Source organism: Klebsiella sp. 141251 (assembly GCF_050600725.1).
In the GTDB taxonomy this organism is placed as follows: domain Bacteria; phylum Pseudomonadota; class Gammaproteobacteria; order Enterobacterales; family Enterobacteriaceae; genus Klebsiella; species Klebsiella aerogenes.
The window spans coordinates 173918-188265 of the sequence record NZ_JAQIRG010000007.1; the positions used below are offsets into that span (position 1 = coordinate 173918).

General features: G+C 58.8%; 8 protein-coding genes. 2 read left to right on the top strand and 6 right to left on the bottom strand.

Going from position 1 to position 14348, the window contains the following annotated elements; all coding sequences use genetic code 11:
• Positions 1-340: 340 nt before the first annotated feature.
• Positions 341-1729: a NarK family nitrate/nitrite MFS transporter gene (locus tag PGR09_RS17120; RefSeq protein ID WP_045393811.1), complete on the bottom strand. Its 1389-nt coding sequence runs from the start codon at positions 1727-1729 to the stop codon at positions 341-343.
• A 311-nt stretch (positions 1730-2040) separates the two neighbouring features.
• Here PGR09_RS17120 and narX point away from each other — a divergent pair, with 311 nt between their 5' ends.
• Complete coding sequence (gene narX, locus PGR09_RS17125; RefSeq protein ID WP_045393808.1) at positions 2041-3819, top strand: nitrate/nitrite two-component system sensor histidine kinase NarX; 1779 nt, start codon at positions 2041-2043, stop codon at positions 3817-3819.
• A 10-nt stretch (positions 3820-3829) separates the two neighbouring features.
• Positions 3830-4480, top strand: a complete 651-nt coding sequence (gene narL / locus PGR09_RS17130) for a two-component system response regulator NarL (RefSeq protein WP_045375156.1) — start codon at positions 3830-3832, stop codon at positions 4478-4480.
• Here narL and PGR09_RS17135 read toward each other — a convergent pair.
• The 5 genes from PGR09_RS17135 to ntrB all read right to left on the bottom strand — a co-directional run bounded on the left by PGR09_RS17135 (position 4477) and on the right by ntrB (position 14347).
• On the bottom strand, positions 4477-5853 hold the full coding sequence (locus PGR09_RS17135) for a YchO/YchP family invasin (protein WP_430916343.1): 1377 nt from the start codon (positions 5851-5853) through the stop codon (positions 4477-4479). The two genes, narL and PGR09_RS17135, sit on opposite strands and share 4 nt — an antisense overlap.
• A 131-nt stretch (positions 5854-5984) precedes the next feature.
• On the bottom strand, positions 5985-8591 hold the full coding sequence (locus tag PGR09_RS17140; RefSeq protein ID WP_289576668.1) for a nitrate reductase: 2607 nt from the start codon (positions 8589-8591) through the stop codon (positions 5985-5987).
• A complete protein-coding gene (gene nirB / locus PGR09_RS17145) occupies positions 8591-12658 on the bottom strand; it encodes a nitrite reductase large subunit NirB (protein ID WP_196796537.1) in 4068 nt (1355 codons plus the stop codon). Before nirB ends, PGR09_RS17140 begins: the two co-directional genes overlap by 1 nt.
• 6 nt (positions 12659-12664) lie before the next feature.
• Entirely contained in the window at positions 12665-13453 is a 789-nt protein-coding gene (locus PGR09_RS17150) for an ABC transporter ATP-binding protein (protein ID WP_047078765.1), read from the bottom strand.
• Positions 13454-13462: 9 nt separating this feature from the next.
• Positions 13463-14347 (bottom strand): nitrate ABC transporter permease, encoded by an 885-nt coding sequence (gene ntrB, locus PGR09_RS17155; RefSeq protein ID WP_045361320.1) that lies wholly within the window; start codon positions 14345-14347, stop codon positions 13463-13465.
• Between the last annotated feature and the right edge of the window lies 1 nt (position 14348).

Here is a 14348-nt window from a genome sequence, read left to right on the forward strand (position 1 = left end):
ATTGCTGGATTTGCAGCGAAAATAGCGCCATGCCGAAGGAGGAGAATTGATGACGATCAATGCGAAATACCTTATAAATCCGCCCTCAAACCACAATTACCACCAAAGTAGTAACAATATTCATTGATTATCACTTTGTTTTATAAGGATTATTTTAAATATGACAGAATGTTAACCGGGATTTATGCCACGCTTAGGTATTAAGTGGTAGATGGCTTACCAGCGTTATCTCCCTGAATTTAACCACCTTGCGCAGATCAAAAGTATGCTGTAACTAATAGCCACTCATAAAAAAGGCGCACCCTGTGGCGCGCCCTGTCACTTACCGTTAAGAAAAGACTTATTTCTGTTTACGGCCGTATACCGCCCAGGTGATCACCACGCAGGCAATATAGAACACGAGGAAGACTTTCATTGCCCCGGCCGGCGATCCGGTCAGATCCAGCGAAATACCGAACGCTTTCGGAATAAAGAAACCACCGATCGCGCCAATCGCTGAAATAAAGCCCAGCGCCGCGGCGGTATCCGTCGCCGCTTCACGCATCGCCTGCGCTTCACTGCCGCCCTGCGCTTTGACGCGATCCATCGTAAGCTTACGGAAGATAACGGAAATCATCTGGAAGGTGGAGGCGCTGCCCAATCCCGCGGTCAGGAACAGCACCATAAATACCGCGAAGAAGGCAATGAAGTTGCCGCCCTGACCATTGGTCGGCAGAGTCAGGAACAGTAACGCGCAGAAAATAGCCATCACCACGAAGTTGACCAGCGTCACGCGGGTCCCGCCGAGTCGGTCGGAAATCGCGCCGCCCATTGAGCGCGCCAGCGCGCCAATAAACGGACCGAAGAAGGCATAGTGCAGGATCTGCACGTCCGGGAACTGGGTTTTTGACAGCATCGCAAACCCGGCGGAGAAACCGATGAAAGAGCCGAAGGTCGCGAGATACAGCAGCGCCATGATCCACAGATGCAGGCGTTTAAGTACCGGTAACTGTTCGCTCAGCGACGCTTTTGAGGCCGACAGGTCGTTCATAAAGAACCACGCGGCCAGGGTAAAGATAATCAGGAAAGGCACCCAGATCCACGCGGCGTTTTCCAGATACAGCATCGAGCCATCCGGCTGCTCGCTACCGCTACCGCCGAACACGGCAAAGATAGAGAGCGAGACCACCAGCGGCGCAACCAGCTGCATTACGCTAACGCCCATGTTACCCAGACCGCCGTTAACCCCTAGCGCCCCGCCCTGTTTCTCTTTCGGGAAGAAGAAGCTGATGTTCGCCATGCTGGATGCAAAGTTAGCGCCGGCAAAGCCGCACAGCAGAGAGATAATCACGAACACGCTAAACGGCGTGGAGGTATCCTGTACCGCGAAGCCCAGCCATACGCACGGAATAATCATGATACCGGTACTGAACGCCGTCCAGCGGCGGCCGCCGAACAGCGGAACCATAAAGGCATAAGGTACGCGTAATAATGCGCCGGAAAGCGCCGGGAGGGCGGTCAGCATAAACAGCTGATCGGTAGTAAACTGAAAGCCAACTTTATTAAGGTTCACGGCGACGGCGCTGAACAACATCCAGACGCAGAACGCCAGTAAAAGGCAGGGAACGGAGATCCACAAATTACGGCTCGCCACACGATGGCCGCGCTGTTGCCAAAACTCAGGATCTTCAGGACGCCAGTCGGTGATGACTGAGCTGTTAGCCTTCTCCGGGATTGAAGAGTGACTCATAGATACCTCTGATTATTCATATTTCCTGATGCTACCTTAGGGGTTGCTCAAGGCTGTAAGTTGATATAAATCAAAGGAAAAGCGCGGGCCATTTTGTACAAAAATAAATCATGCTCCGAAGTGAGTAGATAATTGTGAGAGAAAAAGTGTGGTTTTTCACGCGACTGCCGGGTTTCTGGTTATCCCTCCCACCACGGCGCCTACCACCGACAATTAAGGAGTAATACCTTAGGGGTATGGGTATACTCCAGGGGATAGCCGAGAATAAGCGCCACTCCCGGAGAGATGACCCATCAGGAGCCACCCATTCCATGTTAAAACGTCTTTTTACGCCGCTGACGTTGGTTAATCAGCTTGCGTTAATCGTACTGCTCGCCACCATCATCGGCGTGGCCGGCATGGCGATATCCGCCCGCCTGGTGCATGGGGTGCAGGGCAGCGCCCACGCCATTAACAAGGCCGGCTCGCTGCGTATGCAGAGCTATCGCCTGCTGGCGGCTATTCCGCTGACGGACAACGATCAAAAGTTGTTTAACGATATGACTGCAACCGTATTTAGCCCGGAGTTGCAATACTCCGCGCGTCGTGACGGCCAGGAAGTACAGCTGAAAGCGCTGCAGCAATATTGGCAGTTGTCGCTGGGACCGGGCATGAAACAGGCGGTCAGGCAAAGCGACGTGGCGCAAGATGTCGCCGATTTTGTCGACCGTATTGACCGGTTGGTTACCGCTTTCGACCACACGACAGAACAGCGTATCGAGCGCGTGGTCTGGATCCATCGCATTCTCGCCATCGGCATGGCGGTGCTGCTGATCTTTACCATCATCTGGCTGCGTGCGCGTCTGCTACGGCCATGGAAACAGTTACTGGGTATGGCGCGGGCGGTCAGCCAGCGCGATTTTACCCAGCGCGCGCACATTAGCGGGCGTAACGAAATGGCGACGCTCGGTATGGCGTTGAATAATATGTCGGAAGAGCTGGCGGAAAGCTACGCCGTGCTTGAACGGCGAGTACAGGAAAAGACCGCCGGCCTCGAGCAGAAAAACGAGATTCTGGCCTTTTTATGGCAGGCCAACCGTCGGCTACACTCCAGCGCCCCGCTGTGCGAGCGCATTTCACCGGTGTTGAATGGCCTGCAGGGGCTGACGCTGCTGCGTGATATTGAAGTGCGGGTATATGATCTCGAGGATGAAGACAATCATCAGGAATTTGCCTGCCACTCCGATATCGAATGCGATGATAAAGGCTGTTATCTGTGTCCGCGCGATCTTCCCCCGCTGCCGGATGGCGGTACGACGCTGAAATGGCGGCTATCGGACGCGCATAACCAGTATGGCATCCTGCTGGCCACGCTGCCGGTTGGCCGCCATCTGAGCCACGATCAACAGCAACTGGTGGATACGCTGGTGGAACAGCTGACCAGCACGCTCGCGCTGGACCGCCATCAGGAGAAGCAGCAGCAGCTTATTGTGATGGAAGAGCGCGCCACCATTGCCCGCGAGCTGCATGACTCAATCGCCCAGTCGCTTTCGTGCATGAAGATGCAGGTCAGCTGTCTGCAGATGCAGGGCGACAGCCTGCCGGATGAAAGCCGCCTGCTGCTGGGGCAAATACGCAACGAACTGAATACTTCGTGGGCGCAGTTGAGGGAGTTATTAACCACCTTCCGTCTGCAGCTTACCGAAGCAGGACTGCGTCCGGCGCTGGAGGCCAGCTGTCAGGAGTACAGCGCCCATTTTGGTTTCACGGTGCAACTCGATTACCAGTTGCCGCCGCGATTTGTCCCGTCGCATCAGGCGATTCACCTGTTGCAGATCGCCCGCGAGGCGTTAAGCAATGCGTTGAAGCACGCCAACGCGACGGAAGTCACCGTGACCGTGTCACAACGCGATAATCAGGTACGTTTAGTCGTTGCCGATAACGGCCGCGGCGTACCGGAAAACGCGGAGCGAAGTAACCATTACGGTTTAATTATTATGCGGGATCGCGCGCAAAGCTTGCGCGGCGACTGTCAGGTCCGCCGCCGGGAGACCGGCGGTACCGAAGTCGTGGTGACATTTATCCCGGAAAAAGCGTTCTCAATCCAATAAGGAGACCCCTATGAGTCAACAGGAACGGGCAACCATCCTTCTCATTGATGATCATCCCATGCTGCGCACTGGCGTCAAGCAACTGATTAGCATGGCGCCGGACATTCAGGTTATCGGCGAAGCCAGCAATGGCGAACAAGGTATTGAACTGGCGGAATCGCTGGATCCGGATCTTATTCTGCTGGACCTTAATATGCCGGGGATGAACGGCCTCGAAACCCTTGACAAGCTGCGGGAAAAATCGCTCTCCGGCCGCGTGGTCGTATTCAGCGTCTCCAATCATGAAGAGGACGTGGTGACCGCCCTGAAACGCGGCGCCGACGGCTACCTGCTGAAAGATATGGAACCGGAAGATTTGCTGAAAGCGCTGCAGCAGGCCGCGGCGGGCGAAATGGTATTAAGCGAAGCGTTAACCCCGGTACTGGCCGCCAGCCTGCGCGCTAATCGCGCCACGTCCGACCGCGACATCAGCCAGCTGACCCCGCGCGAGCGCGATATCCTGAAGCTGATTGCCCAGGGCCTGCCGAACAAAATGATCGCCCGCCGCCTGGATATCACCGAAAGCACGGTTAAAGTGCATGTGAAGCATATGCTGAAGAAAATGAAGCTGAAATCACGCGTTGAAGCCGCCGTCTGGGTTCACCAGGAACGGATCTTCTAAGGCGATTCCGTCCAGGAAACGTCGGGAGCCGTAAACGTCACCAGCGGCTCGGTCAGCGCCAGTGCGATCTCATTGGACGAGACGCGCTGACCCGATTTGTCTTCAACCACCACCGACAGACGCCAGCGATTCACCGCGCCCGGCTCGCTGTTCCATACCGGCATAATGATGCTCCAGCCATCCGCACTGTTGGCATTAACCGGCGGCGTCAGGCTTAGCGCCTGAGTATCCCCCTGCCAGTGCAGCGATTTAATACCGTGCAGGCTATTAATTTGCAGCTTCAGCTGTACCGTTTCGCCGGAGTGCAGATCCCACGGCGGCGTCGCCAGATAGACCGTCAGATTCTTACGCTGGCGATACTCCACTACCGGCAGATTATCGCGTTCCGGGCTATCGTATCGGCTGCCGCGTAGCGAGTTGCTGATAGCCACTTCATCCGCCGCCAGTTGCTGTTTCAGCGGTACCCCAAAACGATAATTCAGCTTCAGGCCGACATTATTCTGGCTGACGCCATTTTCACCCTGTTTGTGTTTTGCGGTGACCGTCACCAACGGTACCGGGGTGTAATTCAGTCCCACCGAAACCGCTACCGGATTGTGGTATCCGGTACCGGAATGAAACAGATCGACGCTATCGCCGAAGTACTGTTCAACGCTGACGCTGGTATTAATGTGCTGATAAAACGGCAATCGCGCCTGGGCAGTCACGTCATAGCCAACGGCCATCCGCTGCTCCTGGGTCTGATTTTCCCGCAACTGCCAATCGCCGAGTGGGTGGTAATAGTTGGCCGATAAGCGCAAGTACTCGCCCCAGGCTTCCGCGCCGATGCTGCCGCGCGCCAGGCTCTCGCTGAGCACTTTGTCGTAAAACGAGTTATAACCCAACAGCCAGCTACCGACACGCCAGCGCTGACCGAGCCCAATATTGCCCACCAGATCGTTCTCGCGCCGGGTAACCGAATATTGATTCCAGGTGAGGTAACGCTCATTGTCCTGCAGCGGCACAAACCAGCTACCCTTGCTGCCGGTGAAGTTACCCTCTTTATCCACCAACAGGTCGATATTGGCATTACCCCACGGCGACAGCCAGTTTTCCAGCTGATGGCTGAACTCATTGCCGATTTTGCTGATGGCGAACATCCGCGCCTGCTCGCCGGTGGTCAGTCCGTTATCGCTCATGCTGGCTTCGCCGAATTTTTTTGCCATCTCGGCGAAATGTTTGGCATCGTCGTCAACCTGCGGCGCTATTCCTAAATCGGGCAGCGTAGTTTGCGGCGGCATACTGTTATCGTTGGCAATCAGCGCCCAAGCGGGAGTGCCTGTCAGCAGCAGGAGAAGCGTCAGTGATGGGGCTAAGCGGTACGGCAAAGGCATCAAACGGATTAACGTAAGCTCACGGGGAATAACAACATCACGTTAGTTTATCGTTTTTTGCCCTTCCCCGCAGCCCTGTGGGCCATTCCAGGAATAAACTGAAACCGGTTGGCGTTTGTTTTCCCCTATCATCAAACCAGCGTTCGGGTTTGATTTGCCGCCAGCAGCGCTTTGAGTTCCGGAATACAGGAACCACAGTTGGTGCCGCACTTGAGCTTCGCGCCAAGCGCCTCTACGCTGACGCAACCGCCGGCAATAGCCTCGCCGATCTGCCGCTCACCGATACTAAAGCAACTGCAAATAGTCTGCCCACGCGGCATGCTGTCGCCGCCCTTACGGCCGCTGAGCAGCGCATGGCGTAGCCCGGCGGTCTGCGGCGGCGTCCGGAACGCCGTATACAGCCATTCAGCATCGATTTGCGGCGGCTTAATATCGCTCCAGCAGCCGAGCATCAATTGTCCGTCGTGCCAGGCCAGTAGGTTCCACAGCCCACCGCCCTCGGCAATTTGCAACTGCCATCCCTGCTTGCGACACCACTCGGTCAGCCAGCTTTGCGGGCCGGTGTCCGCGGCTAGCGACAAATGGCTGAGCTCTACCGCCGCCCGCCGCCGCCAGTGCAGCGAGGAAGGCAACGGCAAGGGCTCGCGAGATAATAGCTCCCCTTGCCACGCCGGCCGCCACGGCGCTATCGCTACCGCCGACTGCTTGCTCTCCGGCTGCCCCGAATGCGGATCGGTGACCGCCGCCAGTAAGTTATTGACCCGCCCCTGGCGGGCAAACTGATTATTCCAGTGCATCGGCACAAAGAGTGAACCGCCGCGCTGCCCTTCGCTGACTATCACCTTCGCAATCATCACGCCGTGGCGCGACCAGACGCGAGCCAGTTCTCCCTCTCGTAATTCAAAACGACGAGCGTCGGCAGGTGCCACCTCGACGACCGGTTCGGCAATATGCTGCATCAACCGCGGTATGTCGCCGGTGCGGGTCATGGTATGCCACTGATCGCGAATACGTCCGCTATTGAGGATCAATGGATAAAATGCCTCGGTCTGCGCCCGGGTCGGCTGCGGCGACACCGGCACCATCCGCAACCTGCCGTCGACGTGCCAGCCCTCCGTTAACCGCCAGGGCGCGGCGCTGCGGCTCACCGGCCAGCGCACCGGCGCCAGGGCATCCCACGACTCCCGGCTGAGGTCCGCCAGCCCCCCGATATCAAACGCCCGCTGACCGTCATTTTCAAATCCTGAGAGCGCCGCGTGTTCACAAAACACCTCATGCGGATGTTGCCATGAAAAAGCCCGGGCATAACCTAATTCGGCGGCGAGACGGGAAATAATCCACCAGTCGGCTTTCGCCTCCCCCGGCGGCGGCAAAAAAGCCCGTTGACGCGAAATTCGTCGTTCCGAGTTGGTCACGGTACCGTTTTTTTCGCCCCATGCCAGCGCCGGAAAGCGGATATGGGCAAAGCGACCCGTATCAGTATTGGCGGCGACATCGGAGACCATCACCAGCGGACACCTGGACAGCGCCTGACTCACCGCGTGGCTATCGGGCAGTGAGACCACCGGATTGGTCCCCATAATCCACACCGCTTTGACCTCACCGCGTCCAATCGCGGCGAATAGTTCGACGGCGGTTAGTCCCGGCGTCTGCGCCAGTCGCTCGCTGCCCCAAAAACGCGCTAATCGCTGCAGGTCCTGCGGCTCAAAATTCATATGCGCCGCCAGCATCGTCGCCAGTCCCCCCACTTCACGCCCGCCCATGGCGTTTGGTTGACCGGTCAGCGAAAACGGCCCGCAGCCGCGGCGGGCAAATTTCCCGCTGGCAAGATGGACATTGATAATCGCGTTGCACTTATCGCTGCCGCTGGCGGACTGATTAATTCCCATGGTGTACAGCGTGATGGCGCGCGGTGCAGCGATAAAATCACGATAAAAGCGGGCCACCTGCTCCGGCGCCAGGCCGCAGAATGCGGCCGCTTTTTCCACGCTCCATTCCGCGGCGATAGTCAGCGCCTGCCGCTGGTCGCGAAAACCCGCCGCCATTTCACCGCTGGCGGCAATGGCATTAAGCAGGCCGACAAATAGCCCGCCATCGCTACCGGGCGCCAAGGCCAGATGATCGTCGGCAATATCGCAGGTCGCGGTGCGTCGCGGATCCACCACCACGATCCGCAACCGCGGATTATCGCGTTTCGCCTGCGCCAACCGCTGATAGAGAACCGGATGCGCCCAGGCGGCGTTGGAGCCCACCAGCACCACCAGATCGCTTTGCTCGACATCTTCATAGCTGCACGGCACGACGTCCGCGCCGAGCGCCCGTTTATAGCCGGTGACCGCCGATGACATACATAACCGCGAATTCGTATCAATATTGGCGGCGCCGATAAAGCCCTTCATCAACTTGTTGGCGGCGTAATAATCCTCAGTTAACAGCTGACCGGAAGCGTAAAACGCGACCGCCTGCGGGCCGTAGCGCTCAATAATGTCGCGCAGACGTGAACCCGCCTCCGCCAGCGCCTGCGGCCAGCCGACCGCCCGGCCATCGACTTCAGGGTGTAATAACCGCCCGGTAAGCGAGGTCGTTTCCCCAAGCGCAGCCCCTTTTACGCACAAGCGACCAAAGTTAGCGGGGTGGTTTTCATCGCCGCGAACCGTGACGGTTCCGCCTGGTTCAACGCGGGCGATAACTCCGCAACCGACGCCGCAGTATGGACAGGTGGTTCGGGTTTCGCTCATCAGCTAGCCTCCGCGCGCAGCAGTAATACCTGGTTGCCGACCCACACTTTGCCCTGTTCGATCTTCACCGGCCACGCGCGCACCGACGGCTCGCCGCTGTCGTACAAGCGACCGTCTCGCAAGCGAATCCGCTGTTTATAGAGTGGCGAAATGACGATCGGCTCGCCGCCCGCGTCGCCTAAAATGCCGCGCGATAACACGTTGGCCTCGCTGCCGGGTTCCTGGTTATCCAGCGCATAAACTTGCTCGCCGAAGCGGAACAGCGCAATCTGCCGTTCGCCGAGGCGCGCGCCGATCCCCGCCTGCGGCGGAATCGCGTCCAGGTCGCAGATCGCCTGCCACGGCCGCGACGGCAGGGCCGGTTGCCCAAGCCCTTGAGGCGCCACCAGCTGCGGCTGACCGCGCAGGATTTGCCGCTGCACCGCCTCATCGGCCTCATCGCTGTTAACGTAGGAACGGAATAGCGCCAGCCTCTGTGGGTCGTTCAGGGTGGTCTGCCATTCACACTGGTAGCTATCCACCACCCGCGCCATCTCCTGCTCCAGCTCATCGCCGATACCGAGACTATCGTGCAAGATCACCTCGCGTAGATACGCCACGCCGCCTTCAAGGTTATCCATCCAGCTACTGGTGCGCTGCAGGCGGTCGGCGGTGCGAATATAAAACATCAACAACCGATCGACAGTACGAATTAGGGTGGCGTCATCAAGGTCACTCGCAAAGAGGTCCGCATGGCGCGGTTTCATCCCGCCGTTGCCGCAGACGTAAAGATTCCAGCCCTTTTCAGTCGCAATAACCCCGATGTCTTTACCTTGCGCTTCGGCACATTCGCGGGTACAGCCCGAGACCGCCATTTTGATTTTGTGCGGCGCGCGCAGCCCCTTGTAACGATGTTCAAGCCTTACCGCCAGCCCCGTTGAATCCTGAACCCCATAGCGGCACCAGGTCGAGCCGACGCAGGATTTTACCGTGCGTAATGATTTGCCGTAGGCGTGTCCGGTTTCAAATCCCGCCGCCGCCAGTTCACGCCAGATGTCCGGCAGTTGCTCCAACCGCGCGCCAAACAGGTCGATACGCTGCCCTCCTGTCACTTTACTGTACAGTTGGTAACGTTTGGCGATATGGCCGATAGCGATAAGCCCATCCGGTGTCACTTCGCCTGCGGCCATCCGCGGCACCACCGAGTAAGTGCCGTCTTTCTGAATATTGGCGAAGTAGCGATCGTTGGTGTCCTGCAGCGGCAGATGCGCCGGTTTCAGCAGATACTCATTCCAGCAGGAGGCCAGTACCGACGCCACCAACGGTTTACACACTTCACAGCCGTGGCCCTGCCCGTAACGGCTAATGAGCTGATCGAAGGTATGGATGTGGTTAACTCGTACCAGATGATAGATCTCCTGCCGCGACCACGGAAAATGCTCGCAGATATCTTTTTTAACCTCGACGCCCTGCCCGGCAAGCTGGTGTTCCATCACCTGTTTGACCAGCGCGCTACAGCCGCCGCAGCCGGTCGCTGCTTTAGTACAGCTTTTGATTGCCGCCATATCGCCCGCTCCGGCGCTGACCGCCTGGCAAATGTCTCCCTTACTGACGTTATGGCAAGAGCAAATCTGCGCGCTATCCGGCAGCGCCGACACCCCCAGCGCTTTCGTCGTGGCCCCATCCATGGCCGGGAGGATCAGACTTTCCGGACGAGACGGTAGCGCCATGCCGTTCAGCATCATCTGCAACAGCGTCGCGTAGTCACCGGCATCGCCCACCAATACGCCGCCCAGCAGCATTTTGCCATCAGCGCTGACAACGATCTTTTTGTAGATCTGCCGCGGACCATCGGTCCATTGATAGCTCTGGCAACCAGCTGTACGTCCGTGAGCATCGCCAAACGACGCCACATCCACGCCGAGCAGTTTGAGTTTGGTGCTCATATCGGCGCCGCTAAAACGGGCCGCTTCGCCAGTCAACTGCGCCGCTGCGGTGCGCGCCATGTGGTAGCCCGGCGCCACCAGGCCATAAATTTTGTTGTTCCACAGCGCGCATTCGCCAATCGCCAATATATCTGCGTCCGAGGTCCGGCAGTGGTCATCGATACCGATACCGCCGCGTTCGCCGATTGCCAGGCCTGCGCCGCGCGCCAGCGCATCCTGCGGGCGGATCCCGGCGGAAAAGACCACCATATCGGTCTGCAGCGTGCCGCCATCGGCAAAGTTAAGCTGCAGCCCGTCGGCGGTGCGCACTATCGAGGTCGTCGCTTTGCTGGTATGCACGCCAACCTCCAGATCGAGAATTTTCTCCCGCAGCATCGCCGCGCCGCCGTTATCCAACTGCACCGCCATCAGGTTGGCGGCGAACTCCACCACATGGGTCTTAAGCCCCAACTGTTTTAACGCGTTGGCGGCTTCCAGCCCCAACAGCCCGCCTCCGATGACCACCCCGCTCTGCGCAGTGGCGGCGCGGTCGGCAATGCGGTCAAGATCGTCAAGCGTACGATAGACGAAGCAGCCTTCTTCATCGTTACCGGGGATTGGCGGCACAAAGGGATAGGAGCCGGTCGCCAGCACCAGCTTATCCCAATGGGTTTCATGGCCGTGGGCATCGCGCACGATTCGCGCCGGACGATCGATTTCCGCGATCGTCTCTCCTAGCCGCAGCTCAATCCCGTACTGGCTAAAAAAGTCTCCCTCTACCAGCGATAGCGACTCTGCGCTGCGCCCGGCGAAATATTCCGAGAGATGAACCCGGTCATAGGCGGCATAGCGCTCTTCGCCAAAAACCACGATACGGTACTGCTGGTGCAGGTTCCGGCTCACGCATTGCTCAAGAAAATGGTGGCCGACCATGCCGTGTCCGACCAGCACTAATACAGGTTTAGTCATCGTCATTTTTCCTGCAGCTCGCGGCTGCGTTATAGAAGGGTCAAAAAGCCACTCCGCCGAAGGAGACTTATCGCTGCCGAGCAGCGCGGTAAGCGGCGCCGCATGCTGACAGTCGCCCAGCAGCAGCACGCCGTGCAGCCGGCCATCGCGGACCAACAGGCGACGGTAGTGGCGATCGATGGGGTCCCAACTGCTGTAGATCTGGTCCTGCTCGCCGGCCCGCTGTTCGCCGGCGCTAAAAAACTCGATACCGGAGACCTTCAGCCGGGTGCCGCCGTCCTGCCAGCTGAATTCTTCGCCGGGAGCCCCGCACAGGCGTTCAACTAACACATCGGCCTGGCGCAAGCAGGGAGCCACCAGCCCCCAGGTTTGGCCGTCAATCTCACAACACTCGCCGATAGCGCTGATCCCCGGCAGCGAGGTCGCCATCCGGCGGTCGACGATAATCCCCCGCTGGCAGGCTACGCCGCTGCGCGCCGCCAGACGGATATCCGGCCGTACACCGGTGGCTAACACCACCCGGCTGGCGGCAAAAGCGCGCCCGTCCTCCAGCCGCACATGCTGCTCGTCAATAGCGGCAATTCGGCTCTCCAGCTCGCAGTGGATGCCGCGTGCCTCAAGCTGTTGTTTTAACTGTTCCGCGGCAAAAGCATCGGTAAGCGGCTCCATCAAACCGCTACCGCGATGGAGTAGCGTCACTTCCCCACCGTGACGGCGCAGCGCCGCCGCGACCTCCACGCCCAGTACGCCACCGCCGATTACCACCGCCGGGCCGGGGATTGCCAGGATGCCTTCGACATCCGCCTGGGTGCGAAAGGCGAATACCTGCGGGCGCTCAATGCCCGGCAGCGACGGGATAAATGGCTGCGATCCGGTGGCGAACACCAGTTCATCCCATCCCAGCCAGTCGCCGCCGACGCGCAGCCTCCGCCCCGCGACATCCACTTCGCTGACCGCTTCGCCAAGCCGCACGCGGACACCATGCTGTGCGTACCACTCCGTCGGCAGCAGTTGGATTTGCGCCGCCTTTTTTTCCCCGCCGAGTACCGGCGAGAGCTGAATGCGGTTGTAGGCCGGCTGTGGTTCATCGCCGATTAGCGTGATGATGAAACGCCCCTGCGCGCGCGCCGCCAGCTTCTCAGCCAGCCGGGTTGCCGCCATACCGTTGCCGATAATCACCAGTCGCCGCATCATTCCGCCTTACGCCGCTTTCGGCTGCTTTTCGTAGAGGAAATGGAGGATCTGCTGACGCAGGTGGTGGTAGCGGTTATCTTCCGCCAGTTGGACCCGGCTACGCGGACGCGGCAGATTAACGTCAAGGATCTCGCCGATCGTCGCGGCCGGGCCATTGGTCATCATTAACACCCTGTCGGAAAGCAGCACCGCTTCATCGACGTCGTGGGTGATCACGACAATGGTGGTGTTCAGTTCCTGCTGGATGTGCATTACCGCGTCCTGCAGATGGGCTCGGGTGAGCGCGTCCAGCGCGCCAAAAGGCTCATCAAGCAGTAACACTTTTGGCTTCATCGCCAGCGCGCGCGCGATGCCAACGCGTTGCTTCATACCGCCGGAGATCTCTCCCGGCCGTTTGTGCAGCGCGTGCCCCATCTGTACTCGCTGTAAATTGTGTTCGATCCACTCCCGGCGCTCTGCCTTGCTCATGGTGCGGCGAAACACCTGATCCACCGCCAGCGCCACGTTGTCAAAACAGCTCAGCCATGGCAGCAGCGAATGGTTCTGAAACACCACAGCCCGTTCAGGCCCCGGCCCGGAAATTTCACGGTTATCGCATAACAGTCCGCCCTCAGTAGGCTGGGTAATCCCGGCGATCAGGTTCAATAGCGTGGATTTTCCGCATCCGGAGTGGCCAATCAGGCTAATGGTTTCCCCTTCGTGAATATCAAAAGAGACGTTTTGCAGCGCCAGGAACTCGCCGCTGGCGGTGTTAAAGCGTTGACTGACGGCCTGTACCTGAATTAATGGTTTCATAGCGACTCCTTATTTTTCCTGCCAGCTGAAGCGGCGGGCGAGCAATATGAGCCCCTGTTCTAGCAGCAGGCCGACAACGCCGATAATGACGATGGCGATGATGATGTTTTCCACATTGAGGTTGTTCCATTCATTCCAGATCCAAAACCCGATACCCAACCCGCCGGTCAGCATCTCGGCGGCGACGATCACCAGCCAGGCAATGCCTATCGATAGCCGCACGCCGGTTAATACCGCAGGCAGCACTGCCGGAAAGAGGATTTTGCGCATCACCGTCCATTCCGACAGCTGCAGCACGCGAGCCACATTGAGATAGTCCTGCGGGATACGCCTGACGCCTTCCGCGGTGTTAATGACCATCGGCCAGATAGAGCAGATAAAAATGGTCCAGCTGGAAGCCGGTTCCGCCTTCTGGAACAGCAGCAGGCCAATCGGTAACCACGCCAGCGGACTCACCGGGCGCAGCAGCGCGATGAGCGGATTAAACATTCGCGCAAAGAACAGCGAGCGGCCGATAAGAAAGCCCAGCGGAATACCGGCCAGCGCCGCCAAACCAAAGCCCACCGCAACCCGTTGCAGCGAAGCCAGCACGTTCCAGCCGATGCCCATATCGTTCGGTCCGTCGCGGTAGAACGGGTCGGAAAACAGCGTCAGCGCCGAATCCAGGGTGCTCAGCGGCGTCGGGAAGCCTTTCGTACCAATCGCCGCCAGCTGCCAGCCGAGCAGCAGCAGACCCAGGCCCAGCAGCGGTGGCAGCAGACGCTGCAGCGCGGCATTAAGCCAGCGCCTGGCGAAGGGTGTAGCTTTGCGCACCTGCAGCGGCGGCAGGACAATGATTTCGCCCGGCGCGGTTGACGTCTGCGCGCGCGGCTGCGTGTTAATGGCTGGTTTCATC

Bases quoted from the DNA above. Each gene is read 5' to 3' on its own strand.
- narX (WP_045393808.1), top strand. From the start codon at position 2,041: ATGTTAAAACGTCTTTTTACGCCGCTGACGTTGGTTAATCAGCTTGCG.
- ntrB (WP_045361320.1), bottom strand. From the start codon at position 14,347: ATGAAACCAGCCATTAACACGCAGCCGCGCGCGCAGACGTCAACCGCG.
- narL (WP_045375156.1), top strand. From the start codon at position 3,830: ATGAGTCAACAGGAACGGGCAACCATCCTTCTCATTGATGATCATCCC.
- PGR09_RS17120 (WP_045393811.1), bottom strand. From the start codon at position 1,729: ATGAGTCACTCTTCAATCCCGGAGAAGGCTAACAGCTCAGTCATCACC.
- PGR09_RS17140 (WP_289576668.1), bottom strand. From the start codon at position 8,591: ATGAGCGAAACCCGAACCACCTGTCCATACTGCGGCGTCGGTTGCGGA.
- PGR09_RS17150 (WP_047078765.1), bottom strand. From the start codon at position 13,453: ATGAAACCATTAATTCAGGTACAGGCCGTCAGTCAACGCTTTAACACC.
- nirB (WP_196796537.1), bottom strand. From the start codon at position 12,658: ATGATGCGGCGACTGGTGATTATCGGCAACGGTATGGCGGCAACCCGG.
- PGR09_RS17135 (WP_430916343.1), bottom strand. From the start codon at position 5,853: ATGCCTTTGCCGTACCGCTTAGCCCCATCACTGACGCTTCTCCTGCTG.